At 41.9% G+C, this 26,331-nt stretch carries 20 protein-coding genes; 7 read left to right on the top strand and 13 right to left on the bottom strand.

From position 1 onward, the window contains the following. Positions 1 to 33: 33 nt before the first annotated feature. The 3 genes from mazG to rlmD all read right to left on the bottom strand — a co-directional run bounded on the left by mazG (position 34) and on the right by rlmD (position 4,724). Positions 34 to 837: a nucleoside triphosphate pyrophosphohydrolase gene (gene mazG / locus AB4298_RS08975; protein ID WP_371986392.1), complete on the bottom strand. Its 804-nt coding sequence runs from the start codon at positions 835 to 837 to the stop codon at positions 34 to 36. Positions 838 to 962: 125 nt separating this feature from the next. Further along, entirely contained in the window at positions 963 to 3,170 is a 2,208-nt protein-coding gene (relA, locus tag AB4298_RS08970) for a GTP diphosphokinase (protein ID WP_249000332.1), read from the bottom strand. A 216-nt stretch (positions 3,171 to 3,386) separates the two neighbouring features. Beyond that, the gene (gene rlmD, locus AB4298_RS08965; RefSeq protein ID WP_249000333.1) at positions 3,387 to 4,724 is read right to left on the bottom strand and encodes a 23S rRNA (uracil(1939)-C(5))-methyltransferase RlmD; all 1,338 of its coding nucleotides are present in this window, start codon (positions 4,722 to 4,724) and stop codon (positions 3,387 to 3,389) included. A 115-nt stretch (positions 4,725 to 4,839) separates the two neighbouring features. On the opposite strand from rlmD, the gene barA reads away from it, so the two are divergent. From barA to AB4298_RS08950, 3 genes are all read left to right on the top strand, one after another. Beyond that, complete coding sequence (gene barA / locus AB4298_RS08960; protein ID WP_428848536.1) at positions 4,840 to 7,611, top strand: two-component sensor histidine kinase BarA; 2,772 nt, start codon at positions 4,840 to 4,842, stop codon at positions 7,609 to 7,611. A gap of 1 nt (position 7,612) precedes the next feature. Beyond that, a complete protein-coding gene (locus AB4298_RS08955; RefSeq protein WP_249000335.1) occupies positions 7,613 to 8,218 on the top strand; it encodes a YjaG family protein in 606 nt (201 codons plus the stop codon). Positions 8,219 to 8,287: 69 nt separating this feature from the next. Next, a complete protein-coding gene (locus AB4298_RS08950) occupies positions 8,288 to 8,476 on the top strand; it encodes a hypothetical protein (protein WP_249000336.1) in 189 nt (62 codons plus the stop codon). Between the two features lie 170 nt (positions 8,477 to 8,646). On the opposite strand, the gene AB4298_RS08945 is transcribed toward AB4298_RS08950, so the two are convergent. Next, complete coding sequence (locus tag AB4298_RS08945; RefSeq protein WP_249000337.1) at positions 8,647 to 9,549, bottom strand: LysR family transcriptional regulator; 903 nt, start codon at positions 9,547 to 9,549, stop codon at positions 8,647 to 8,649. A gap of 140 nt (positions 9,550 to 9,689) precedes the next feature. Here AB4298_RS08945 and AB4298_RS08940 point away from each other — a divergent pair, with 140 nt between their 5' ends. The 4 genes from AB4298_RS08940 to recN all read left to right on the top strand — a co-directional run bounded on the left by AB4298_RS08940 (position 9,690) and on the right by recN (position 18,413). Beyond that, complete coding sequence (locus tag AB4298_RS08940; RefSeq protein ID WP_249000338.1) at positions 9,690 to 10,646, top strand: AEC family transporter; 957 nt, start codon at positions 9,690 to 9,692, stop codon at positions 10,644 to 10,646. A gap of 216 nt (positions 10,647 to 10,862) precedes the next feature. Further along, on the top strand, positions 10,863 to 14,450 hold the full coding sequence (locus tag AB4298_RS08935) for an ATP-binding protein (RefSeq protein ID WP_371986390.1): 3,588 nt from the start codon (positions 10,863 to 10,865) through the stop codon (positions 14,448 to 14,450). Between the two features lie 168 nt (positions 14,451 to 14,618). Then, a complete protein-coding gene (locus AB4298_RS08930; RefSeq protein ID WP_371986389.1) occupies positions 14,619 to 16,241 on the top strand; it encodes a response regulator in 1,623 nt (540 codons plus the stop codon). Positions 16,242 to 16,751: 510 nt separating this feature from the next. Further along, the gene (gene recN, locus AB4298_RS08925) at positions 16,752 to 18,413 is read left to right on the top strand and encodes a DNA repair protein RecN (RefSeq protein WP_249000341.1); all 1,662 of its coding nucleotides are present in this window, start codon (positions 16,752 to 16,754) and stop codon (positions 18,411 to 18,413) included. A 106-nt stretch (positions 18,414 to 18,519) separates the two neighbouring features. Here recN and AB4298_RS08920 read toward each other — a convergent pair whose 3' ends face one another. From AB4298_RS08920 to glyA, 9 genes are all read right to left on the bottom strand, one after another. After that, a complete protein-coding gene (locus AB4298_RS08920; RefSeq protein WP_371986387.1) occupies positions 18,520 to 19,014 on the bottom strand; it encodes a phosphatidylglycerophosphatase A family protein in 495 nt (164 codons plus the stop codon). Then, on the bottom strand, positions 19,014 to 19,973 hold the full coding sequence (gene thiL, locus AB4298_RS08915; RefSeq protein ID WP_371986386.1) for a thiamine-phosphate kinase: 960 nt from the start codon (positions 19,971 to 19,973) through the stop codon (positions 19,014 to 19,016). The genes AB4298_RS08920 and thiL overlap by 1 nt, the downstream gene beginning before the upstream one ends. A 172-nt stretch (positions 19,974 to 20,145) precedes the next feature. Next, complete coding sequence (gene nusB, locus AB4298_RS08910) at positions 20,146 to 20,553, bottom strand: transcription antitermination factor NusB (protein ID WP_012154421.1); 408 nt, start codon at positions 20,551 to 20,553, stop codon at positions 20,146 to 20,148. Between the two features lie 14 nt (positions 20,554 to 20,567). Beyond that, entirely contained in the window at positions 20,568 to 21,044 is a 477-nt protein-coding gene (gene ribH, locus AB4298_RS08905; RefSeq protein ID WP_012154420.1) for a 6,7-dimethyl-8-ribityllumazine synthase, read from the bottom strand. Between the two features lie 145 nt (positions 21,045 to 21,189). After that, positions 21,190 to 22,293 (bottom strand): bifunctional 3,4-dihydroxy-2-butanone-4-phosphate synthase/GTP cyclohydrolase II, encoded by a 1,104-nt coding sequence (ribBA, locus tag AB4298_RS08900; RefSeq protein ID WP_249000344.1) that lies wholly within the window; start codon positions 22,291 to 22,293, stop codon positions 21,190 to 21,192. A 153-nt stretch (positions 22,294 to 22,446) separates the two neighbouring features. Continuing rightward, positions 22,447 to 23,112, bottom strand: a complete 666-nt coding sequence (locus AB4298_RS08895; protein ID WP_371986384.1) for a riboflavin synthase — start codon at positions 23,110 to 23,112, stop codon at positions 22,447 to 22,449. Between the two features lie 3 nt (positions 23,113 to 23,115). Continuing rightward, positions 23,116 to 24,237 carry a bifunctional diaminohydroxyphosphoribosylaminopyrimidine deaminase/5-amino-6-(5-phosphoribosylamino)uracil reductase RibD gene (ribD, locus tag AB4298_RS08890; RefSeq protein WP_371986383.1) on the bottom strand — a complete coding sequence of 374 codons (1,122 nt, stop codon included), beginning with the start codon at positions 24,235 to 24,237 and terminating at the stop codon, positions 23,116 to 23,118. 80 nt (positions 24,238 to 24,317) lie between these two features. Continuing rightward, positions 24,318 to 24,767, bottom strand: a complete 450-nt coding sequence (gene nrdR / locus AB4298_RS08885; RefSeq protein ID WP_249000347.1) for a transcriptional regulator NrdR — start codon at positions 24,765 to 24,767, stop codon at positions 24,318 to 24,320. 148 nt (positions 24,768 to 24,915) lie between these two features. Further along, the gene (gene glyA / locus AB4298_RS08880; RefSeq protein ID WP_220781093.1) at positions 24,916 to 26,172 is read right to left on the bottom strand and encodes a serine hydroxymethyltransferase; all 1,257 of its coding nucleotides are present in this window, start codon (positions 26,170 to 26,172) and stop codon (positions 24,916 to 24,918) included. Positions 26,173 to 26,331: the final 159 nt, after the last annotated feature.

The raw sequence follows: 26,331 nt of genomic DNA, 5'->3' as shown, positions 1-26,331 counted from the left end.
ATTCGACAAACTACAATTAACCTAAAAGCTAAGTTATTTATTTGCTTCATCCAGTTTAACCTTATCCCAGTAGCCATCAAGCTCTGTTAATGTGTGTTCTGTCATCAAACGACCATCGGCTTGAGCGTAAGCTTCAACACCACGAAAACGCCTTTCAAACTTATGATTTGCTTGCCTTAATGCCTGTTCAGGCTCAACGCCTAAATGCCTTGCAAGGTTCACGACAGCGAACAATAAATCCCCCATCTCGTCTTGTACTTTATTTTCATCCACAGATTCTTGCTTTACTTCGTAAAGCACTTCATCAATCTCTTCATGGATTTTTGCAACGACAGGTTCAAGCTCTGCCCAGTCAAAACCCACTCTAGCGACTCGCTTTTGAATTTTAATTGAACGAGACAAGGCTGGTAAACTTTGAGGAATATCATCTAAAACCGAATTAAGCTCACGCTCACTACGTTCAGTCTCTTTCAATTGCTCCCAATTTTGCTTTATCACAGCAGTACTACTTGTCTTTAAGCCATCAAATACATGCGGATGGCGTCTTGTCAGCTTATTACAGATCCGCTCAACCACAGTATCAAAATCAAATAAGCCTTGCTCTTTTCCTAACTGGCAATAAAAAACCACTTGAAATAACAAATCACCTAGCTCATCGGGCAGCTCTTCCATCGCCATACGTTCAATAGCGTCCGCCACTTCGTAAGCCTCCTCTATAGTAAAAGGCACTATTGTCTTAAAGCTCTGTGCCAAATCCCAAGGGCAACCGGTTTCAGGGTCACGCAACTTTTGCATAATTGCTAACAAAGGTTGGGTATCACCTATATGCTTCATCATTTAAAGGATCCTAATTTATCTATTAAAGTTACTGTTACGCGGCATATTATCAATGTAAATATGACTGATGGTACAACAAACAAAAACGGCAACCTTAAGTTGCCGTTTTATCAAGCTGCGCCCCATTATACTCTGCGGGCCTGCATAACACCGTCAACTTGATTAATCTTGGACAGGACTTTCGATACTCCTTCAAGATTATAAAGCTCTAGCTCAAGTTCAATTGTAGCGGTTTGAGTTTTGACATCTGAAGTTGAGCTCAATGCCATCACATGGGTCTTTTCTGCAGCAAGTACCGAAGTTAAATCTCGCAATAAACCAGAACGGTCATTAGCTAAGATACTTAAACGAATTTTATAACCGCCTGAGTAATTCTCACCCCATACCACTTCAACAGAGCGTTCAGGTGAGGCGCGCACAAGTTCTTTAACTTGATCGCAATCGGCTCTGTGAACCGAAATACCGCGGCCTTTAGTGATAAAGCCAAATATTTCATCACCAGGCACAGGCTGGCAACATTTAGCGATATGGCTCATCAAGTTACCGACGCCGTTAACTTCAACTTGACCTTTACCTTTTTTAATCGATTTACTTTGGCTCTTCTTAACTAAGTCTTCAACCGCGGCTTCGTCGCTTAAGTCTTTAGTGCGTAACCGACTTTGGACGTGATTAACAACTTGGTTAAGGCGTACGTCACCACCGCCGATCCCTGCTAGCAGATCGTCCATACTCACAAGATTAAAACGTTCAACCGCCGATTGCGCGTCTTTAAGTATAAGTTGGCTCTTAGCAAGTTCAGCCTCAAGCATCTCTTTACCAGCAACGATATTCTTATCTCTATCTTGCTGCTTAAACCAATGCAGAATTTTTGAACGTGCTCGTGATGTTCGGATATAGCCTAAATTTGGATTTAACCAATCGCGTTTAGGGTTCGGGTGCTTAGAGGTAATAATCTCAATACGCTGCCCTGTTTCTACTTGATAAGTAAACTGCACAATGCGGCCGTCGACTTTTGCACCAATACATTTATGCCCCACGTGGGAATGAATATAGTAGGCAAAATCAAGCACTGTAGAACCTAAAGGTAAGTCGACCACTTCACCGCTAGGGGTAAATACATAGACCCTGTCTTCAAATACTTGGCTACGAACTTCATCGACTAAATTGCCGCTTTCAGCAACATCTTCTTGCCACTGCAAGATTTTACGTAGCCAATTAATCTTCTCTTCATAACCGCTTTGCTTACCGCTAGCACTGCCTTCTTTATACTTCCAGTGCGCAGCCACGCCAAGCTCAGCATCTTCATGCATCTGCTCGGTACGGATTTGAATTTCAACCGTCTTATCTTCTGGCCCGACGACAACAGTATGAATAGACTGATAACCATTAGGCTTAGGATTGGCAACGTAATCATCAAATTCACGTGGAATATGTTGCCAAAGGGTATGCACTACGCCTAATGCACCATAACAGTCTTGAAGACGATCGGTGACAATACGTACCGCACGCACATCAAACAGCTCGTCAAACTTAAGCTGTTTACCTTTCATCTTCTTCCATATGCTGTAGATATGCTTAGGTCTACCATATACCTTGGCCCGAATATGGTCTTTATCTAAACGCGCTTGTAATTGACTGACGAAGTCGTCAATAAAGGTTTCTCTATCAAGGCGCTTACCATCAAGCTGCTTTGCAATATCTTTATAAGTTTGCGGGTGCAAGTAACGAAACGAGATATCTTCAAGTTCCCACTTTAATTGACCAATACCTAAGCGGTTAGCCAATGGTGCGTAGATGTCAGCAATCTCTCGCGCAATTAGCACCTTAACTTCTTCATCTGCATTCTTGATTTCACGCAGTAGGCAAATACGCTCGGCAAGCTTAATCACTACCGCTCGCACATCTTCAACCATCGCCAGTAACATCTTACGAATGTTGTCGATTTGAGGTTCGCCATTACGGGTTTGATTATCTATTTTTAACGCGCCAATAGCATTCATGGTTTCAACGCTAGACACTAAAACTGAAAGCTTTTTGCCAAATTTCTCCTCAATATCTTCTTGAGTAATCAAATCAGCGTCAAAGACCACAAATAAGATAGCGGCTTGTAAGGTTTCAATATCCATATTCAGCGGCGCGAGAATTTCAATCATCTCACGCGCACGCTGTAAGACAGCAACGCTCGCCTCTTTCTTCTGTCCCACGAGCAATTCGACCTGCTCGATTAGGGTCAAAAGAATTTGAGCTTCCGAAGCATCACTTAGATAACGTTGTACCCACTCTTCAAGTTGAAAGTCAGGATCGCTAAAATGTGCTTCACGAACAGATACCATTTTATTTAATTCCTTTACATACTACAGTTAGAGGTTAACAGTCACTTAACCTCACCGTTTTAATTCATACGCTCTATCTTCAGCATTCAGCGGTTATTGTCAATCAACAAAAGCTGACAAATGCACCTAAAAACGCTGTTAACAGCAGACTTTGATGTGTATGAGTTATATTTAAGCAAAAGGTTTCACTAAATGTATCTTTTTGTGTCTTTTTGTCTATTTTGCTAACTCAAATAAAGCCATCGACTCTAAGTGATGAGTTTGTGGAAACATATCAATTAAACCGATTTTTTTAAGCTGATATCCCTGTTTTAAAATCACTTCGCTATCGCGCGCAAGGCTTGCCGGATTGCAAGAAACATACACTAACGCTTTGGGCTTAAGTTTCTTAAGTGACAGCATGCTTTCATAGGCACCAGCACGAGCAGGATCAATCAACATTTTGTCGACTTTACCTAGCCAAGGCTCTTTCGACAGATCGGCACTTAAATCCGCATGATAAAAAGACACGTTTTCTAAGCCGCTGTTTTTAGCGTTTTCACGTGCTTGGGCAACCATAGCTGGCACCCCTTCTACGCCAATCACCTCTGCGCCGTTTTTAGCCAATGGCAAACTGAAATTACCGATCCCACAAAATAAGTCTAATACACGCTCACCAGATTGTGGCGACAGCCAGTCAACCGCTTGGCTAACCATCGCCTGATTAACCGCGCCATTAACTTGAATAAAATTACCTGGCGAGAAATTAAGCTTCGTTTGGCTATTTTCAAAACCGTAAAAAGGTTGCTCACCCGTACCATTCAGATGCTCAGATTCGCCATTATCATCTTGTAATAACACAATGACATCATGTTTAACGGCAAATTCAGCTAGACGAGTCCTATCTTTATCCGACAATATTTTAGTTACCCGCAACACGACAAAATTGCCGTTATCTGCTTGGGTCAGCTCAACATGACCTAACGCCTTTTTACCGCTTAGTTGATTAAGTACAAATGCTAGATCAGGGATCAACGCCGATAACTGCTCAGCTAATACCGCACAAGATTGGATCTCAACCACATCACTGCTACTACTAGCTCTAAAACCTAAACTGATATGTTTGGTATTTTTATCAAACCAAGTAGCCAAGCGCGCTCGGCGGCGGTAATGCCAATTTTTATCGCTAATGGTTTCACATATTTCACTCGCTTCAGCTTGAGCAAACTTGCTCACTAAGTCGACTAAGGTCGCCGCTTTATGAGTCCGTTGGGCATCAATGGCAAGATGTTGTAAGTCACAACCACCACACTTAGCAAAATGTGGACAATCAGGTTGCACTCGTTCGCTTGATACTTGCTCAATTTTTAGTAACTTGCCACGAGAGAACTTTTTTTTCTGCTCGGTCAATTGTACCGACACGGTTTCGCCAGGTAAGGCACCATTGATAAAAACAATTTTGCCATCGTGATGGGCAATCCCCGCCCCAAGATGATCAAGTTGAGTCACCTTTAGAGACAACTTTGACGATAATTGCTTAGATCTATTTGGTTTTGCTTTAAAAAATTGTGCCATTTTGCTCTCTAGGTAGATAAAAAACTGGCCAAAATAGGTTAACATCTGGCAGTCTATCGAATACTCACACTATATTTAATGGTAACCCATACACAGAATGAATGATGCCAACAATATGACCAAATACAGCCTAAGATCATGGGTTCTGGTATTGGCGTTAGCCCCAACTATTTTAGTGGGGATTTTATTGGGTGGCTATTTTACCATAAATAGATTCTATGAACTCGAAGATACGCTCATAGAACAAGCAAGTAATATCATTGAGCCCCTTGCCATCGCTGCTGAAGTGGGTCTTGAAAGCAAAGATTTTGAAACCACCAAACGTCTAATTACCTCTGCACAATTAAATAAAGCCTCTTTAGTACAGTTTATTGCCATCTTTGATGAAGATAACCGCGTTGTGGTGACCTCACATCACTATAAAAATCACGAAGTCATGCGTTTTGATAAACCCTTAGATTCAATGCTGCGGACACAGCTTGAGCAAGTCGGTGATAGTATGATTTTGCGCAGCCCTATTTTCAAAAGTAGTAATGCGCCGGTGCAAGGTTTTGGTGGCAGCCAACAAGCTGGTACCGATGTAATAAAAATTGGCTACATTGCCATTCTTATTAATAAAGAAAATGCTTTACTCCAGCAGCATCGAGCTGCTGTTGCTGCATTTATTATTGTACTCATTGGCGTACAACTAAATCTGTTTTTCACCTTCCGCTTAGTTAAAAACGTCACCCAGCCAATTACTGAAATGGTCAGGGTCGTAGCTAAAATTCGTGAAGGTAAACTGGATACTCGCCTTACAGGCAACTTAATCGGTGAGCTCGACCTGCTGAAGCGTGGTATTAATGCCATGGCGGGGTCGTTGTCAGAATACCATGATGAGATGCAACAAAACATCGATCAGGCTACCTCCGACTTACGGGAGACGCTAGAGCAAATTGAAATCCAAAACGTTGAACTGGATATGGCTAAAAAGCGTGCTCAAGAAGCCAGTCGGATCAAATCTGAGTTCTTAGCGAATATGTCCCACGAACTTAGAACGCCGCTTAATGGGGTGATAGGCTTTGCCAAGCAGTTATTAAAGACGCCGCTACATTCTAGTCAACAAGATTATATTCGTACCATCGAGCGCAGTGCCACCAACCTACTGAGTATCATTAACGATATTCTCGACTTCTCCAAACTTGAAGCCGGTAAAATGGTACTGGAAAACATTCCATTCTCACTGCGCGAAACTATTGAAGAAACCGTAACCTTATTATCAAGCAGCGCCCGAGAAAAAGAGCTGGAACTCGTTATAGATGTTGATTCACGTATTCCAGAGGACGTCACTGGCGATGCGATGCGCTTTAGCCAAATTATTACTAACTTAGTCGGTAATGCAATTAAATTTACCGATAAAGGCAGCGTGCAGCTCAAGCTACAATTTGAAGAAATTAAAGAAGGTAAAGTTCATCTTCGCTTTGAAGTCATAGATAGCGGTATTGGTATTGATGAACAACAACAGTCATCATTATTCCAAGCTTTTGGACAAGCTGACTCCTCAATATCGCGTCGTTTTGGTGGAACCGGACTTGGCTTGGTCATTACTAAAAGATTGGTTAATCGTATGAGTGGCCAAATTGGATGCTACTCCGAACCGAACCAAGGCTCGACCTTCTGGTTTACCTTGCCGCTGAATATTAGCCAATATCCAATTAATGACGCTCTACCTTTAGCAACACTAGAAGGTAAGAGTATTATCTTAATGGGTGCAAATAACCTTACCCAAAACGCTATCGAACGTATGTTGCAGCGTTGGGGCCTAAAAGTCACCTTGATTCAAAATACTAAGCAACTTGAATTTATCAGCACTCAATCAAATTTCATTTTTGACTTTGCGCTAATGAGTTGCCAAGCCATTACTAAAACAGATGAACCAGCAAGATTATTAAAGCTCGTTAAACCTAAGGTGAATTACTTGCTATTGATCTCTGATTGTATCGAGCATGAAGAGGTCTTCTCACAACTTAGGCCGCATGTAGATAAACAAATATCTATGCCGGTTGGTGAAAAGCTACTATCGAGTTCATTACTCGACCCACATTCAGCTTCAATGCATGACAACCTTATGCCTTTAGCACCAATAACGGCACCTGCAACTTTAGAAAACTTAAGTGTACTTGCTGTTGACGATAATCCTGCCAACCTCAAGTTGATCGACACACTACTAAAAGAATTAGTCACACAGGTCCAAGTAGCAAACAATGGTGATCTAGCCGTAAAACTGGCTAAAGAGCGCAGTTACGACCTGATATTTATGGATATTCAAATGCCGGGAACTGATGGTATTAACGCCACCAAACAGATCCGTAGCAACTCAGCGAACCGTAATACACCGATCATTGCCGTTACCGCACATGCGATAGCAGAAGAGCGAGAGCGTATATCTTCAAGTGGCATGGATGGCTACTTACCAAAACCAATAGATGAAGCAGCACTAAAAGGCGTAATCACCCGTTGGAAAACAAGACCTAAATTCACCCATTTTGACCAACGCACATTGAATTGGGATTTATGCTTGACCCAGGCGAATAACAAACCAGACTTAGCTCTGGATATGCTTAAGATGTTATTAAAGTCATTACCTGAAACCGTAGAGCACATAGAACACGCGCTCAACACAACAGATAACGACAAAATGCTAGCCTGCATTCATAAACTGCACGGTGCCTGCTGTTACTGCGGCGTACCAACAACGCAAATGCTTTGCCAGCAAATCGAGTCAGGACTTAAGCGTGGCGATACAGTCGAAGATGTAGAACCGGAAATACTAGAGTTACTTGATGAGTTAACTAAGGTAGAATCTGCCGCTAATCAAGTGATCTCCCAGCTATCAGTGGATATATAAGATGACAAACAAACAGGGATTTTTTAAACGCCTAAAAGCACTAGAGTTGCCTCAGAAGAAGCTTTTTGCGGTTGCCCTATGCCAACGCATGCTGCCTAATTATCAGCTTTTCTCTGAAGTATGCGAATTTGGCGATCCTAAAGTACTCGACACTTTGCTAAATCTACTTTGGCAGTCGATGTACGACAACAAGCTAAAACTGAATATTGATATTTACCTTGAACGACTTGAGGCTAACACACCAGAACCGGCTGACTTTGATGTATATGGTGTCTACCCTGCGATGGACGCCGTTGTCGCACTCACTTCACTTATCAGTGCGCTACAAAGTAAAGTTGAAGAAGATATCGTCAATATCAGTAAACTCTCTTCAGCCACAGTTGCAAACTATATTGAAGCAACCTGTGAGCAAGAGTTTGATAATGAAGACGCACTCGATGATTACATCTTTGCTCATGAAGTGATGCAAGAAGAAAAAGAGATGCAAAGCTCTCTTTTAGATATCATTGAAGACAATCTCCATATGAAGGCTGACTTTATTAAAGAGTTACGCCGTGAAATCGTAGAGATTGGTGTATCAAATATCGGTATTGAAGCCAGTAAATAAGTTCAAGCCAGTTAGCTACAGTTAATTTTAAACTAAAGCGCATTGCGGTTAATCCAATGCGCTTTTTTAATGTCTGTAAAAATCAAAACAAGTAATAATACCAATCAGTATAAAGATTTGGTCGCTCAGCGAGAATTTAGCGCTTCTGAGGCAAGGTCATTAAGTGCTCCTGCTTTAATGACATTCGCTGCATCCATGCCGCTCGCAGCGAGTGAAGAGCATAGTTATTCTACGGTTAAGCGCACTCTTTGTTTGTAAAAAGTCGCAGCATCAGAATCGCTAAAACTCGCCATTCTGGAGCGTTTTTGGCTGCCTACTTCTGCGTTAAATAGCCTCGTAAGGGAATCGCCATTACTTCCGCTATTCGCCTTGAATTAGTTGCCAAAAACGCTCTGAGTAGATCAACTTCTTATACTGATTGCTATAACTCAGCTATACATTGAAAACAAGCTTTCTGCCTTAGACTGCATAAACTCAATAAACAGTTTTACTTTTAATGGTTGATGACTGCGCTGATGGTACAAAATTGAAATTCGTCTTTTTTCACCAATCCACTCTGGTAACAACATTTGCAGCTGTCCAGTCGCTAACTGCTTTTTGACAAATAACTCCGGACCGTAAAGAATGCCGCCGTTATCTACAGTTGCCTCTACAGCACCGTGTAAATCACTTAAGGTCAGTTTAGCGTTACCATCGTAATAGAAGGACTCTCCATTAGGATGCTTTAACGACCAGTTATACAAAGGCCACACTTTTATTAAATCATGCAGCTCAAGTTCACTCGGATGCGTTAACTTAGCAGCCCTAGCAATATATTGCGGCGATGCAAAGAGGCCGTAATTGAGTACACCTAAAGAGCTTGAGATCCAAGAAGAATCTGGCTGAGTTCCGCCAACAATCGCGACATCAACGCCTTCATCAATTAAATCTATTACGTTATTGTTCTGAGCAATATGCAATTGAATATCTGGGTAAGTTTCGCAAAACTCATTTAATGTTTTTATAAAAATCATTGAGACAATAGATACTGGCGCTGCAATACGTAGCGTACCTTCAGGCTTATCTACCGTTGCTCCACTGATACTGTCAAATTGAGCAACAATAGACTGGTACTGCTGAAACAACGCAATCCCCTCTTCAGTCAGTCTCAATTTACGAGTATTCCTCATCAGCAGTTGCTTATCTAATACCGTTTCTAACTTGGTCAATTTTCGACTAACTGTCGCAATAGGCATATCAAGCTCTTTAGCTGCTTGAGAAAAGCTGCCCGCATTAACTAGATGCACAAATTGGTAAATCAGCTGTAATTCCAAACCAAAGTTGGTACTCATCAATAATTGACCTTAGCGTTAAAACAATAAAACCCAGTAATAATAGAGCCTCTATAGTATACCAAAGCATAATTATGATAGTGTGCTAGCTCAATGTTATTAGCATCCCTTTACTAAAAAAATCGATATTTTATAGACGTATGCCAGCGATACTAACGCCACTACTTGCCGTATTCGGTATCATGCTTTTAGGCACTCTAGTGCAAAAAGCCAAACTGTTGCCAACTGAAACCGATCAAGTACTCAATCAATATGTGTATTATATTGCCTTTCCAGCCATCATGTTGATCACCTTAGCTCAAACTCCTATCAATGATATTTTGCATTGGGGTTATATAGCGGGGTTCAGTGTAGCGATGTTAATGAGCTACGTAGTCACCTTTATCGTGTCATTACTCTTTAACCCTCAGCAAACTGCAATTGCAACAATGCGTGCCCTTAACGCCACATTTGGAAATACCGCATTTATCGGTATTCCTCTAATGGCGATGATATTTCCTGGCGAACAAATTGCACTTGCCGCTGCCGCCATCGCCAGTTTGCTTTCGGTGTTAATCTTTGCCGTTGCCTTAGTATCACTAGAAATGATCAATAAGACTCAACAAAGCAGCGCAGCCAAAATTATTAGCTTAGCTTTAGTAAAAAACCCGATTGTTGTCGGTAGCCTTTTGGGGATCGCAATCTCAGCAATAGGCATCACCTTACCCGATAGCTTTGCGTTAATGATCCGCCAATTAGGAATGACATCCAGCCCCTGTGCGTTATTTGCTATTGGTATGGTGTTAGCTAAGTCGGGCCAGTATCAAACATCACCACAGTTTATAAGCGCTAAACAAGCATTCGATATCAGTAGTATTAACCTTATTAAGTTGGTGGCTCAACCAGCCTTTACCTACATATTGATGCTATCTTTAAATGTTGAAGCGCAATTGATAGCTATGGGGGTTATTTTGGCTGCGTTACCAACAGCAGCAAGTGTTTACTTACTCGCTCAACGTTATCAAACTCAAGTGATAACAAGTGCGCAAGGGATCTTATTAGGCACGATTATCACCTTTATCACATTGCCATTATTAGAACGATTTTTACTACATTAGGAATCGCTTTATAAAGGTGTTGTTTTAAGCAGCAATTATGCAACAAATATCCGCCTAAAAAACAACTAACCCAACCTTTATGTAGCCTCTATTACGCTAATATAATCAGGGCGATATATCAGATTTTACCAACCCCAAAGAATGACAAAAATAAATTGGTCAAAAAGTAATTTGTAGATTATTATTCGCCACCTTTTTTTATTCACTGCTCAAAAAATGACAAAGTTTGTTTCTTTTCTGCTGTTTACCATCGTTTTATTTATCTCACCAATGGCGCAATCTTTTACTCTTAATTCACAAGAGAAGACGTTTCTCGAACAGAAAAAAACACTCATTGTCGCAATGCCTAACACCGGGTTACGCACACACTGGAATATCGATGAGCCAGATACAGAAGGCGTCTATGCTCAATACTTACAAGAACTCGGCCGTGTTTTAAATATTGCAATAGAATTCAAAGGTTACGATAGCTTAAGTTCACTGCATCAAGCTGTATCTTCAGGTGAAGCAGATCTTTCTTTAGGTTTTACACCTACAGCTCAGCGTAAAAAAAACTTGCTCTTTTCTACGCCTGTTTTTGAAAATTACAAACTACAGTGGTTACGCAATTCAAGCTATCGCAATACCTCTGCGCAAGACATGCACTGGGTTTGTGTTGATGGATCATTTTCCTGTGCCGCGACAGCTGAAAACGGCTATAAAAAACTAACTAAAGTCGATTCATTGGATAACCTTATCCATCACCTGTCTACAGGCAAAGCCGACAGTGCAATGATCCACTTTGGCGCTGTACATCATTACTATCAAACCGTTGCAGTTGGCGATTGGCTAGGCGATATAGTGTTTAATGAAAATACTAAACCGATTTTGTCCTCATTTATTACAGCTAAAGACAATGCGATTTTGATGGGGATCCTCAATCAATATCAACTGCAGTATCAGCAAGCTAAAGTCATCAATCCATTTAACTTTAGCAACTTGAGTATGTTGCATAATGAGTTGACCATTGAAAGTATTTATCAACAATACGGCAGAAAGTCGATTCGCTATACGATAGAAGAAGATCTCTACCCTTTATCTTATAGACAAGAAGGCAGCAGTGAAATTAGTGGTTACATACATGATGTCATGAAAATATTTGCTCTAAAAACAGGGCTAAATCTCGAGTATGTCTATCCTAATGGTCGTGATGTCGATTTGATGCTAGAAGAAGCTGAAGTCGATCTTATTCCAGGACGCTTTATCGCAGCGAATGATACCTATAATAAGCTTACAACTACCGATGCATTCCATAGTATAAAATGGTCCTACATTCGTACGACCCAACAATACAAACAACCTAAAATCGCTATTTTAGACCGCACGACTCATTTATCCGTTCTAGAAACAGACAAATTTAAAGGTATTGATTTAGCAGTTTATTCTGATTTTTCAGTATTAAAAAAAGATATTGAGCAAGGTGTTATCACCCATGCATATATTCCAGACAGCATAGCTGAACATTATTTATATTACGGTGATGAAACAGACTTTGAACTGATTAATAATGACAGCACACCAATAAGTCAGCTAGGCATTAAACTTAACTCAGAGTCTCATGCTCTAAGAAATATGCTTAACGTGGCTATCGACGTAACCACAAAAAATGAAATTGATCTTGCTGTACAGAATCATAAAAAGATTAATACTCAATATGGCTATGATAAAAAGCAGACTAAAAGCACAGTTTTATCCCTACTCGTACTTATTTTAATTGTGATATCGGCAGGTCTGTTATGGAACAAAAAACTAAAAGGCTACTTAACAGAAGCTCGCGCAAGTAGTAAAAAAAATCACGACCAAATGCAGTGGCTAACTAGCGTATTAAATAGTTTTCCGGGAATGGTGCTGATCTCCGATTCAAACGGTAAAGCCCTACTATCTAACAAGGCTTACAACGATTGTTTCAAGAGTTGTGTGAACAATAACTGTATTGCCAACGGGACTGCATGCTCGTTTCTAGATGTCATTAATTCTACTGGCCCTGACATCAAAAACGAGATCCTACACATAGGTAAAAATGACTGCACAATTGATGGTAAATACTATCGTGTTTCGCGTGAAATCGTTCACTACAACGACGGGCACCAGTATCACATCACTGTATTTGCAGACTTTACAGAGCTAAAACAACGTAAAGAGCAGCTTAAGCGATCACAACGACAAGCCGTCGACGCATTAAAAGCACGCGAGTCATTTTTAGCGATTATTAGCCACGAGCTAAGAACACCACTCGCTGCTATGATTGGCTTAATGGAACTATTGAATCCTGAATTAAAATCGGCAAAGAACAAAGAGTTAATGAGTAACGCGCTGTCTTCTGCAGATAGATTAAAGGGGCTTGTTAACGACATTTTAGACTTCTCGAAAATGGAAGCAGATCAGCTACAGCTCGATTTATATTCCGGTAATATATTTAACGAGATTGGTACTACATTGAGGTTGCTTGAAGCCAGTGCTCAAAGCAAAAGAATCAATTTTATTCTTGATTGGCAACCAACCTCTCAATGTTACGCAACACTAGACTGGATGCGTTTAAGTCAGGTTATTAATAATTTAGTGAGTAACTCGATTAAGTTTACCCAGCAAGGCTTTATTAAAGTCATCGTTAGCAATACACCAGAAGCGCTACTGCTGACCGTTGAAGACAGCGGCTGTGGCATGAGCACAGAGCAACAAAAAACATTGTTTCAACCATTTATTCAAGCCGATGCCAGTATTAACCGAAAATATGGCGGAACAGGGTTAGGCATGTCAATTGTGCAGCATTTAGTGGAGCTTATGAACGGCCAAATTACAGTAAACAGTAAGCTTAACCAAGGCACTCAAGTTAATGTGCAGCTGCCAACAATGTTCTCTACGCTAAATGAAGTATTAATTGCTGATGCACAGAGTCATGATGAAATGATTAATAATTGGTTAAAAGCTTGGGGGATCAAACTACAGACGAGTCATAATCAGATCTCATCAACCTCGTCTACAACCAACATTTATCCCGATCTGCTGTTAAGACAAGTGCTATTAAAAAACAATAATCAAGCCTTACAATCTTCCGCCGCCAGCAACCAGTACAGTGGCACGGTCGTTGTGGCTGACGACGATCCAATTAATCGATTTTTATTCCAACAACAGCTGAAAAAACTGGGAGTAGATGTTGTAACTGTTAATGACGGTATAGAAGCATTGCTGTATTTATCAGCTAATCGTAACAGCGTTAGTATGCTTATAACAGATTGTCATATGCCTAATTTAAATGGCTATGAACTCGTACGAAAATTACGTGCAAGGCCTGATTTTGCTGACTTACCTATAATAGGCTGCACAGCTGAAGACTCACGCTTAGTGGCTGAAAAAGCCAATGATGCTGGCATGACCGAAGTCATGTATAAGCCCTATCCCTTCACTCTTTTAAAAGAGACGGTTAGTCGATACTGCATTGAGGTTTTCCCAGATGCAAATCAAGACAAGTTGGAATGGTTAAGCGAATATAGCGACGAAGAGCAGTTAGAGCTGTCAGCAATAGTTAGAGACTCGTTACTCGCTGACAAGCAACAAATTGCAACAGCCGAAATACCACTGCAAGCATTAGGGCATCGCATTAAGGGCGCAGCAAATGCACTTGGGTTAAGCCAACTTGCAGCAGCGGCAGAGCATTGTGAAACCGTCACCGAAATTAATACACCTACAGCTATTTCAGCACTTAATAAAGAAATAGATAACGTCGTTAATGCCATCAATAGCTGGCTTAGTACACAACTCAATTGAACATATTGTGCTAATCAAAATTATCAGCTTAGTCATGAAAATGACAATAAAACTGATTATGACTAAACCCATGGCTGGCGGCGTAGATCTCTGCCAATAACAATCCACTTTTCTCGCTTAGCTATAGCTAAGCGAACAAACTCATTATTCGTTTGGATCAAAATAGCGATGCAATCTTTTCAAACTCTTAAACTCCTAGTTATCGATGACGCACCAACTTTTTTATTCACCATTAAGAGCATGTTGGTCAAACTAGGATTCTTAGAAGTTAACGTCCTCACAGCTAAGTCTGCCAAATTGGCACTCGATCTTGCATCAAACAAACAATTTGATGTGATCATTTGTGACTTTAACTTTGGTACGGGGATGAATGGTAAGCAGCTATTTGAAGAGTTTAAGCACTTGAAATTGCTTACTGATGAATCAGTATTTGTTTTGGTCACCGGAGATAATTCAGCCGCCACAGTACGGCCTATCATCGAGCTAAAACCCGATGAATACCTTTTAAAACCGTTTAATGCTATTACGCTAAAGCAACGTTTATCGATGGCGATACGTCGCAGACATAAACTAGCAGGCCTTTATGCAGCAGAGCGATTACTTGATGCAGAGCAAGGCTTACAACTTTGCGATGAAATGGCACCATTTCATCCTGAATACTACTTTGTGATTGAACGATTTCGTGGTGTTTTCTTAACAATTTTACAGCGCCACGAACAGGCAAAATCCGTTTATCAGTCAACTCTAGCTAAAAAAGATTTAGATTGGGCCAAAGTAGGTTTAGCCAACTCATTGGCGAACTTAGGCCAAATTACTGAAGCCGAAAAGATAATAAACCAGCTGTTAATCGCTTCTCCAAACGATACACAGGTAAAGACTGAAGCTGCCTATATCAAGCTTAAAGACAGTGATATACCTGCTGCCATTTCACATTTAGAGCTCGCAAGTCAAATTGTACCCGGCAACTCAGAACGAGAGTTAATTATCGTCAATTTATGCTTGTCAGTTGAAGACTATGCACAAGCACTCGCACGTTATCGTTTGTACCTTGAGATCAATAAAGATACATACCGCAATAATGACTACAGTAAGCTCAGCTTAATCCGTGTGATCTTGTATCAAGCACGCTTTGCTACGAATAAAGCGGCGCTATTAGAGGAAGCTAAACACCACCTTCGCTCAGTTATTGGCACCGAAAATGAAGCTATTACCCACGAAATTGAGCTGATTAAAGCGCATATTTCAATGGAGTTAGGTTTTTACCGTTCAGCAATCAGCCTACTTAAGAACCTGCACAACAAAGAGTGCTTTCAGCACTTTTACGCCACCTATCACTACGCTTGGTTGCTTAATATCATGAGTGTTGAAAATGAGTTTAACCAAGCTATAAGCTGGTGCAGTCAAAACCTAGGCTATGAAAGTAACCAAATTATTTTTGCCAGCAAAGTGTCCATGTTAGAAGGCTTAAAAAGCCATAATGAAGATAAAAAAAGCTGGTTAAAAGAGCAGTATCTTATGGTTAAAAATGGCGACCTTGATAAGGTCACTTTATTAGAAACCTATTTGGTCATTAACGAAACTGCACCACTGCTAAAAACGGTATGCTTAAACATTATCAAGTCGTTGACTTACGTTTGGCCAAGGCGCTATGGCGTTGTTCAGGTAAAAGAAATCATTCAGCGTTGCGACAATGTGGTGAGGCAGCTTTACGTGGAAGATGAGCTCTTAACAATTAACTACCAAGAGTATTATCAATCAGCATTAGATAAATGCAAAGGGCGAGTTGATTAAGCGCTTATAGGTAAGAACTTTTTTCTTTAGAACATCGTTATTCTTAACGACAAGTCATATCCAAAAAAGTGGTTCCCGTTGCCCACCGTAGACACATGCCTTGAGACCCGCGGTTGGCGATTGGTAACTGTGAAACTACCGCTTAGAGCACGTCATTTTGTAGCACCAAACAAAAAATACTTGGTGCTTTCATTCAAAAACTAACCACAGCAGTGCTATTTGGCAATCCCTCTCTAATTAAAATTAAGCACAAGTTTTCAATTTTTGAAAATCCAACCTTTTATCCCTACACTCATAAAGCGTGATATAAAACAGCTTTAAATAGCCAATAAAAATTTGGTTGAATCGACAATATAGCAATACATAGCCATAACGAAATTCACCTAAAAGCCCAAGCAATGTAAAAATGAAAACGTGATAAACCTCAATGGATTTATCAACCAGGTATTTACTGTATAGATAAACAGTATATACTGTGTAGTTATACAGTGTTTTGAAAAGGACATCACTATGCTTTGCCAACTCAGTATCAACAACTTTGCTATTGTGCGTTTTCTAGAGCTAGATTTTAAAGCCGGCATGACCAGTATTACTGGTGAAACAGGCGCGGGTAAATCGATTGCTATCGATGCCCTCGGGTTATGCTTAGGTAATCGTGCTGACGCCAATGCTATTAGACCTGATGCGACTAAGGCCGAAGTAAGTGCCCGTTTTTTATTAAATGATACTCCAGCAGCTAAACGCTGGCTTGAAGATAACGATCTTGAACTTGATGATGAATGTATTTTACGTCGCACAATAAGCAGCGACGGACGTTCACGAGCCTATATCAATGGTAATCCAGTACCACTTGCGCAAATCAAGGCACTTGGACAGCTACTTATTGGTATTCACGGCCAGCATGCACACCATGCCATGCTTAAAAGTGAGCATCAACTGACTCTGCTAGATAGCTATGCAAACCATAAGATGCTTATCGATAGCGTAACTGCCAGCTATCACAGATGTAAGACGATTGAGAAGCACTTGCACCAATTACAGATGTCACAGCAAGAACGCCTAGCTCGTAAACAACTTTTGCAATACCAAGTTGAAGAACTAAATGAATTTGCGATTACTGAAGGTGAATTTGAGTCGATTGAGGCTGAACACAAAAAGCTTGCTAATAGCACCGCGTTAATTGAGCTTTGTCGCAGCCAGCTACACATACTGCAAGAAAGCGATGAAGGCAGCGTTGAGTCACTGCTTAATACCAGTATTAGCCAAGGCCAAGATCTAGAAAATTACGATCCAGAGTTAGGCAATGTGGTGTCAATGCTGAACGATGCCCTAATTCAAGTGCAAGAAAGCAGTAGCGAAATCGAACGCTATCTAGATGGTTTAGAGCTCGATCCTGAATATTTTGCTCACTTAGAGCAACGGATCTCTAAAGCTATGCAGTTAGCCCGTAAGCATCAAGTCAGCGGCATTGAGCTATATAGTTACCATCAAACCTTATTAGAAGAACTAGCCGATTTAGGCTCTGACGACGATAAGCTAGATGATATTAAGCAAGAGTTACAAGCTAGCCGAGATGCATACTTACAACATGCAAAAAAGCTTAGCCAAAGCCGTAGCCGCTACGCTAAAGAACTTGATAAACAAGTGACTCATTCTATTCATGAGCTGAACATGCCAAAAGGTAAGTTCAACATTGCAGTTAACTTTAACGAAGCTGTCGTTACGCCAACAGGCTGTGACAACATTGAATTTATGGTCTCAACTAACCCTGGGCAGCCATTACAACCTATTGCTAAGGTTGCATCAGGTGGTGAGCTGTCACGTATCGGTTTAGGTATTCAAGTGATCACTGCTAAAAAGGTCTCTACGCCGACGCTAATTTTTGATGAAGTGGATGTGGGGATCTCAGGGCCAACGGCTGCGGTTGTAGGTCGTATGCTGCGCAGCCTTGGCGAGTCAACGCAGGTATTTTGTGTGACCCATTTGCCACAAGTTGCCGGTAATGGTCACCAGCATATGTTTGTCAATAAAAGCAGTAAAGCCGGTAAAACCGAGACTTCAATGATCGCGCTTGATAAGACCCAACGTATTGAAGAGTTAGCCCGCTTACTCGGGGGCGACACTATTACTAGCAATACCTTAGCTAACGCTAAAGAGTTACTTCTGAGTTAATTCTGCAAGCGAGTGCTATGAGTAAATTCAACAATATGATTTTATAAACTTCAAACAAAAATGCAGAGCCTTAGCTCTGCATTTTGTATGCTGATAGTTAACTCGATTAAGCAAAGTAGTAAGCTAAACCTTGTAAGCATAACAGTGAGAAAACACCAGCAAGCACGTCATCAATCATAATACCAAAACCGCCATGAACTTTAGCGTCAAGCCAGCGAATCGGCCACGGCTTTAAGATATCGAAAAAACGAAACAGTGCAAAACCAATGACTAACCATTGCCAACCTACAGGCGCGGCAACCATGGTTATCAATAGCCCAGCTACTTCATCCCAAACAATTGCGCCATGATCGTGGACACCCATATCTTTAGACGCTTTGTCGCAAATATAAAAACCTGCAAGCACGCTAATCATAGTCAACGTAACATACCAAGATAGACTTAGTGGTGCCATTAATAGATAAAGCGGAATAGCAGCTAAAGTTCCAAAAGTACCCGGTGCTTTAGCGGCAAGCCCCGTGCCAAATCCCAATGCTAAAAAGTGAATAGGATTCTTTAATGACAGCTTAGCTAAGGCTGCATCTTTAGAGAGTAAGTTCATTAATTAAAGTGCTCAAAGCCTAAATTTACTGGCTCAAAAGGTTTGTTGTCGTTTAATAAGGTTAACTGACCACCTGTACAGATCTGACCTATTTGGGTAAAGCGTACACCTGTTTCTGCCAACGCTATCTCTAATGCGCCCTTTTGCGCCTCAGGTACGGTAAAGAGTAGCTCATAATCTTCGCCACCGGTTAGGGCGTAGCTTAGTGCCATTTCAGCAGTAGTATTGCGTTTAAGTTGCTCTGAAAGCGGTAAACGGTCAACATTAATTACAGCCCCCACTTGTGAGCTTTTAATAACATGCTGAATATCAGACATTATGCCATCAGAGATATCAATCGCACTTGATGCAATAGTGCGTAGCGACTGGCCAGCAAGCACTCGTGGAGTCGGCCTATAATGACGATTAACGAGGTAAGCACTGTCTTCACTATCTACAGTGGCTTTATTACGCAAGATATCTAAGCCAAGCGCCGAGTCACCTAAACTGCCTGTAACATAAATCCAATCACCATTCTTAGCACCTTGGCGGGTTAAGCCAACATCTTTTGGTAATTGGCCATTGATAGTAATGGTAATTGCGCGCGGACCACGAGTTGTATCGCCGCCAATAAGCGCCACACCATAATATTCAGCGATTTCAAATAGGCCTTCACTAAATTCAGCTAACCAGCCCTCATCGACATCTGGTAGCGTTAACGCTAATGTCATCCACGCAGGTTCAGCCCCCATTGATGCAAGATCTGACAAGTTTACTGCTAATGATTTATAACCAAGATCCTTGGCGGGCATATTGGGGAAAAAGTGCACATTCTCGACTAAGGTGTCGCAAGAGATAGCTATAGACTTACTAGCGTTTGGCTGCACAATAGCGCAGTCATCACCAATACCAATTACAACATCTTTGCGCGACTGAGCGCGCCCAGTAAAGAAACTTTCGATTAATTGAAATTCTTTCACAATACCAATCACAAATATAAGAGAGAGTTCAAGGAGGTTGCGGTAAGAAACCAGACCGTTGCTTTAGCAAAGATAAAGAAAACCACATGCTTTGCTCAAAGCGCTAATGCGCGGACGATTATAAGTTCCCAGCCAGATATAACAAAAACGGCATCCGAAGATGCCGTTTCAATTATTTATTGCGTGCTACCAGCTTATCTAGAATGCCGTTAACAAACTTATGTCCATCTTCTGCGCCGAATGCTTTTGCAAGCTCGATAGCTTCGTTAATCGCTACCTTATAAGGCACATCCTTGCGGAATGTCAGTTCATAAGTTGCGATACGTACAATCGCTTTTTCAACTGGATCCACTTCATCAAGTGGACGAGTCACGAATGGAGTAATTAGCTCATCCAATTGACTCTTCTTTGTTGCAACGCCGCCTAAAAGCTCACGAAAGTAAGCGATATCAACGCCAGCAACATCTTGTTCAGTTAGAAACTCATGCTCAACATCAGCAATATTGTTACCACTTAGCTGCCATGAGTAAATGGCCTGAACGGCTAAACGGCGGGCCTTACGGCGCTCTGAAGGCTTCATTAAATTGTCCTAAATTACAGCTGTTCTTCAAGTGCTTGCAGAACGTTAACCATTTCTAGCAGACCAAGTGCAGCTTCGCCGCCTTTGTTACCTGCTTTAGTACCCGAACGCTCAATAGCTTGTTCAATGGTATCAGTGGTTAAAACGCCGAATGAAACAGGAATATCAAACTCAAGTGCAACTTGAGCTAAACCTTTATTACATTCGCCTGCAACAAAATCGAAATGAGGTGTACCACCACGGATTACCGCACCTAGTGCGATGATTCCGTCAAATTTTCCGCTAGCCGCAACACGACGCGCAGCAAGAGGCAGTTCAACAGCGCCAGGCACTTTAACTACAGTGATATTTTCATCTGCAACTTGGCCAAAACGCTTAAGAGTGTCAACCGCGCCATCGAGCAAACTATCAACAACAAAGCTGTTAAAACGTGAAACTACGATCGCAACTTTGGCGTTTTTCGATTCGATATTACCTTGAACTACGTTCATTTATCTTACCTAAATTAGCTTAATTACCCTGCATAGGGACGGAAGAGGCGGTATGATACCACAGCACTCCGCGCTGATCTCTATGCAATTAATAAGAAAAGTGTGAATTTAAGCCCCAAGTTGACAGTCAACCTGAGGCAAGTATTTATTCTGCTATATAATCAGTTACTTCTAAGCCAAAGCCTGAAAGAGAGTGGTAACGCTTTGGCGAGCTCAATAGTCGCATAGTCGTCACACCAACATCAGCCAAAATTTGTGAGCCGACACCCACTTGGCGAGACGTTCCTTTCCAAGGTGCTGCAGCTGGTGTACTACCGTTATCTTCCGCTTCAAAAGCTTTTACTTTCGCAAGAATGTCGCTGCTGTGTTCATGGTTGCCCAATAACACAAGTACACCGCCTTCATTACTAATGCGTTCCATTGCTTTTTCTAACGGCCAGCTACGTTGCTGATCACGCTCTGAGTGCAATAGATCATTAAAGGTGTTTTGCAGGTGAACGCGCACTAATGTGTTTTCGGTCACTTCACCTTTAACCAATACATAATGCAATTGGTTATCGATAGTGTCGCGATAAGTCAGCATCTCAAACTCACCAAAGCGAGTAGGTAGCTTACATTTTGCTTCACGAACAACACTGGTCTCTTTTGTGTTGCGGTATTCGATTAGGTCAGCAATAGTGCCCATCTTCAAACCGTGCTTCTCAGCGAAGATCTCTAGATCTGGACGACGCGCCATAGTGCCGTCGTCATTTAAAATTTCAACAATCACTGATGATGGCTCAAAACCAGCAAGACGCGCTAAATCACAACCTGCTTCTGTATGGCCTGCACGGATAAGTACCCCGCCTTCTTGCGCCATCAACGGGAAGATATGGCCTGGCTGCACGATATCAGCAGGCTTAGCATCTTTACCAACAGCGGCAAGCACAGTTACTGCACGATCTTGCGCTGAGATACCTGTAGTGACCCCTTCAGCCGCTTCAATAGAAACAGTAAAGTTCGTCGAGAACTGGGCGTTATTGTTAGTTACCATTAACGGCAAGTTCAATTGCTGACAACGTGCTTTAGTTAGTGTTTGGCAGATAAGGCCGCGACCAAAAGTAGCCATAAAGTTCACCGCTTCTGGCGTCACCATGTCAGCAGCCATAATTAGGTCGCCTTCATTTTCTCTGTCTTCGTCATCCATCAAGATGACCATCTTACCTAGACGAATATCTTCGATGATCTCTTCTATACTATGTAACGCCATGTTCAGACCTTTATTTTTTGCCACTACAATGAACAACTTGCATCGAGGTCAATGCTCTCTTGTAGTGAGTTATTAATGATTATTCTTGTATCTTCCGCTTAATATAAGCTGATTAAGACAAATTTAATCGCCAAAACAGCCTTAAGCCAGTATTTATCTTAAAAATCCTGAGCGAGCTAACAGTTCCATAGTCACTTCAGACTTAGGTTTACTGTCTTGCGCTTGACTGCCATAGCTCATCAAACGCTCTAAATGTCTCGCAATTAAGTCCACTTCAATGTTAACGCTTTCACCAGCTTTAAGATCCACTAACGTAGTTTCACCAGCTGTATGCGGCACAATAGTCAGTCTAAACTTATGCCCTTGCACCTCGTTAACCGTTAAGCTGACACCATCAATAGTTATTGAGCCTTTATGGGCGATATAACGCCCCAGCTCTGGTGGTGGAGATAACCAAAACTCAATAGCTTGACCGCGAAATTGCCTATCGTCCACATGAGCAATACCGTCCACGTGGCCACTTACCATATGCCCGCCTAAACGAGTCGTTGGTGTCACCGCTTTTTCAAGGTTAACGGCTTTTCCTACTTGATAATGAGAGAAACCCGTCAAACTTACGGTTTCGGCAGAGATATCTGCTACATAACCATCGCTCATGAGTTCGACTACGGTTAGACATACGCCGTTAGTGGCAATACTGTCACCCAGTTTAACGTCTGATAAATCTAATTTGCCGCTGGCAACGGTTAAGCGAATGTCGTCACCGCGACGTTCTACTTTTCTTAAATGACCAACTGACTCAATAATCCCAGTAAACATAGATTAATTACTCACTCTTAACGTTAAGCGGGTATCTTTGCCCACTTTACGTTCATCGATTAGGTTGATTCGCGGGATGTCTGACATCGTTTGGAAGTCATCTAGCGTAAGTAAATTACGCCCATGCCCGCCTAAAATCTTCATCGCTTGATACAATACTAATTCATCAGCCAAGCCTTGGTTCAACACTGCGCCAGCCAAGGTTGCTCCCGCTTCTATCAATACAGAATTACACGTTTTACCCAGTAGAGTTAACAAAGCCTGCAAGTCTATGCGGTCATTAACGGTTGGTAATACTTGTTGCGACATATGTGCAGGCCAAGCTGCTTGAACATTTGAAGGGTAAGGTTTGCTACTCACCAATAACACTGGCGAAGCTTGCTTAAATAAGTTTAGCTCAGCACCAAGACGCGCTTGCGTATCGACGACAACACGCAACGGTTGATGGATTTCAGCAGGTGCGAGTTGATTTGCCAACCAGCCTAACTCGCTATGACGCACATTAAGACTTGGGTCATCAGCGAGAATAGTTTCAACGCCAGTAACCAATGCACAATGCCGCGCACGAAGTCGCTGTACATCGCTGCGTGCTTCAGGGCCTGTTATCCACTTAGACACACCATTTGATAATGCAGTCTTGCCATCAAGACTTGCTGCAAGCTTTACTGTTACCCAAGGCAACCCCATTTGCATGCGTTTTAAAAAGCCCAAGTTAACCTGCTTTGCCTCTTCAGTCAGCAAGCCAACATCCACTTGAATTCCTGCATCGCGTAGCATAGCAATACCGCGGCCAGAGACCTCAGGATTAGGGTCGGTTACAGCAATAACCACCCGACTAACACCATGCTCTATTAATGCTTTAGCACAAGGCGGAGTGCGCCCATAATGGCTGCATGGCTCAAGCGTGACATAAGCAGTAGCGTCTTTAGCATCATCCCCAGCCATGTTTAACGCATAGACTTCAGCATGAGGACCACCAGCACGGATATGATAACCTTCACCGACGATTACGCCATCTTTAACGATAACGCTACCTACACTAGGATTTGGACGGGTGGTGTACATGCCTTTTTGTGCCAACTGAATGGCAAGGCTCATCATTTGACTATCTTCGCTAGACCACATAATGGCGGCAATTCCGATTGTTGATTTGATGGAGAGCCCAGTCGTGAACTGCGCCCTTGTCACTTAGATTACTTTCTAGGTTATTTTTGCAGCTTAGCGATAGCGTCGCCAAACTCTGAAACATCTTCAAAAGCGCGATAAACTGAAGCAAAACGAATATAGGCAACTTTATCTAAGTTAACCAACTGTTCCATCATCAAGTTACCGATCATTTCAGATTTCACTTCACGTTCACCTGTGGCGCGCAAAGTCGATTTAATCTTAGTCAATGCCTGCTCAATTTGATCCATTGATACAGGTCTTTTCTCTACGGCTCTTAACATGCCACCACGCAGCTTTTCTTCATCAAAAGGCTGGCGACTACCGTCTTGCTTTACCACACGCGGCATCACTAACTCCGCGCCTTCAAAAGTAGTAAAACGTTCGTGACACTGAACACACTCTCTACGTCGACGCACCTGGTGGCCGTCAGCGACTAATCGCGAATCAATCACTTTTGTGTCAGTTGCGCTACAAAATGGACAATGCATTTAGCCTCCGGTTAGAAATTAGGTCGTTTCACTCACTGGATTTAGCTAAACCTCAGAAAGTAGACTCGAATCAAAAGTATGCTTGAATACAAACAAAAATGGCCGCATAAATGCGGCCATTGGAGTCTACCTGATTTAACCCTTAAGGTTAACCGTAAACAGGGAACTTAGCGCACAATTCTAGAACCTGAGCCTTAACGCGCTCGCTAACGGCTAGATCTGAAATGTCGTCTAAGATGTCACACATCCAGTTAGTCAGTAACACTGACTCTTCTTCACCAAAACCACGACGAGTGATTGCTGGAGAACCAATACGTAGACCAGATGTCACAAATGGTGAACGAGGATCGTTTGGCACTGAGTTTTTGTTTACTGTGATGTTAGCGTTACCTAGGGCAGCGTCAGCATCTTTACCAGTGATATCTTTGCTGATTAAATCAAGCAAGAACAGATGGTTGTCAGTACCGCCAGATACCACATCGTAGCCACGCTCGATGAAAGTACGTGCCATTGCTTTAGCGTTAACAACAACTTGCTCTTGGTAAGTGGTGAACTCTGGGTCTAGTGCTTCTTTAAATGCAACCGCTTTAGCAGCGATAACGTGCATTAAAGGACCACCTTGGCCACCAGGGAATACCGCAGAGTTTAGCTTCTTGTAGATATCTTCATCGTTGATAGCAGAAAGAATCAAACCACCACGAGGACCTGCAAGCGTCTTATGGGTTGTTGTAGTGACAACGTGTGCGTGTGGCATTGGGCTTGGGTAGATACCTGCTGCAACTAGACCGGCAACGTGAGCCATATCAACAAATAAATATGCGCCAACTTTGTCAGCGATTTCGCGGAACTTGCCCCAATCAATGATGCCAGAGTAAGCGCTGAAGCCCGCAATAATCATCTTTGGTTGATGCTCAACAGCAAGACGTTCCACTTCAGCGTAATCAATCTTACCTGTTGTTTCGTCAATACCGTACTGAACTGCATTGTATAGCTTACCAGAGAAGCTTACATGAGAACCGTGAGTCAAGTGACCACCGTGCGCTAGGCTCATACCAAGAACGGTATCGCCGCCTTGAAGCAGTGCCATAAATACGGCCGCGTTAGCTTGTGAACCAGAGTGTGGCTGCACGTTTGCGTAAGTCGCGCCGAATAGCTCTTTTGCACGAGAAATAGCAAGCTCTTCAACAATATCTACATGCTCACAACCACCGTAGTAACGCTTACCAGGGTAACCTTCAGCATATTTGTTAGTTAGCTGTGTACCTTGCGCTTCGATAACACGAGGACTAGTGTAGTTTTCTGAAGCAATGAGTTCGATGTGCTCTTCTTGGCGGCGCGTTTCATCTTCAATTGCTGCAAATAGTTGTGGATCGTAATCCGCGATATTCATATCTTTTTTCAGCATTACTCACTCCAGCTGTAAAATTGTTCTAGTAGGGTTGCGCGGTATGATACAGCGCATTCGATCACAATCCCAGTATTTACAACATGAAATTACTTGCAATTCTAGATGAGTGAGTTTTGTAAAAAGCACTAATAGCAGCTAACAACAAGTAAATATTGT

The sequence above is a fragment of the Shewanella sp. 10N.261.52.F9 genome, from assembly GCF_041471165.1.
Lineage (GTDB): Bacteria > Pseudomonadota > Gammaproteobacteria > Enterobacterales > Shewanellaceae > Shewanella > Shewanella marinintestina.
The sequence above is the reverse complement of the archived record's forward strand: the minus strand, read 5'-3'. Positions and strand labels throughout refer to the sequence as shown.

Coding starts and splice junctions, on each gene's coding strand:
- mazG (WP_371986392.1), bottom strand. CDS start 837: ATGATGAAGCATATAGGTGATACCCAACCTTTGTTAGCAATTATGCAA.
- relA (WP_249000332.1), bottom strand. CDS start 3,170: ATGGTATCTGTTCGTGAAGCACATTTTAGCGATCCTGACTTTCAACTT.
- rlmD (WP_249000333.1), bottom strand. CDS start 4,724: ATGGCACAATTTTTTAAAGCAAAACCAAATAGATCTAAGCAATTATCG.
- barA (WP_428848536.1), top strand. CDS start 4,840: ATGACCAAATACAGCCTAAGATCATGGGTTCTGGTATTGGCGTTAGCC.
- AB4298_RS08955 (WP_249000335.1), top strand. CDS start 7,613: ATGACAAACAAACAGGGATTTTTTAAACGCCTAAAAGCACTAGAGTTG.
- AB4298_RS08950 (WP_249000336.1), top strand. CDS start 8,288: ATGTCTGTAAAAATCAAAACAAGTAATAATACCAATCAGTATAAAGAT.
- AB4298_RS08945 (WP_249000337.1), bottom strand. CDS start 9,549: ATGAGTACCAACTTTGGTTTGGAATTACAGCTGATTTACCAATTTGTG.
- AB4298_RS08940 (WP_249000338.1), top strand. CDS start 9,690: ATGCCAGCGATACTAACGCCACTACTTGCCGTATTCGGTATCATGCTT.
- AB4298_RS08935 (WP_371986390.1), top strand. CDS start 10,863: ATGACAAAGTTTGTTTCTTTTCTGCTGTTTACCATCGTTTTATTTATC.
- AB4298_RS08930 (WP_371986389.1), top strand. CDS start 14,619: ATGCAATCTTTTCAAACTCTTAAACTCCTAGTTATCGATGACGCACCA.
- recN (WP_249000341.1), top strand. CDS start 16,752: ATGCTTTGCCAACTCAGTATCAACAACTTTGCTATTGTGCGTTTTCTA.
- AB4298_RS08920 (WP_371986387.1), bottom strand. CDS start 19,014: ATGAACTTACTCTCTAAAGATGCAGCCTTAGCTAAGCTGTCATTAAAG.
- nusB (WP_012154421.1), bottom strand. CDS start 20,553: ATGAAGCCTTCAGAGCGCCGTAAGGCCCGCCGTTTAGCCGTTCAGGCC.
- ribH (WP_012154420.1), bottom strand. CDS start 21,044: ATGAACGTAGTTCAAGGTAATATCGAATCGAAAAACGCCAAAGTTGCG.
- ribBA (WP_249000344.1), bottom strand. CDS start 22,293: ATGGCGTTACATAGTATAGAAGAGATCATCGAAGATATTCGTCTAGGT.
- AB4298_RS08895 (WP_371986384.1), bottom strand. CDS start 23,112: ATGTTTACTGGGATTATTGAGTCAGTTGGTCATTTAAGAAAAGTAGAA.
- ribD (WP_371986383.1), bottom strand. CDS start 24,237: ATGTGGTCTAGCGAAGATAGTCAAATGATGAGCCTTGCCATTCAGTTG.
- nrdR (WP_249000347.1), bottom strand. CDS start 24,767: ATGCATTGTCCATTTTGTAGCGCAACTGACACAAAAGTGATTGATTCG.
- glyA (WP_220781093.1), bottom strand. CDS start 26,172: ATGCTGAAAAAAGATATGAATATCGCGGATTACGATCCACAACTATTT.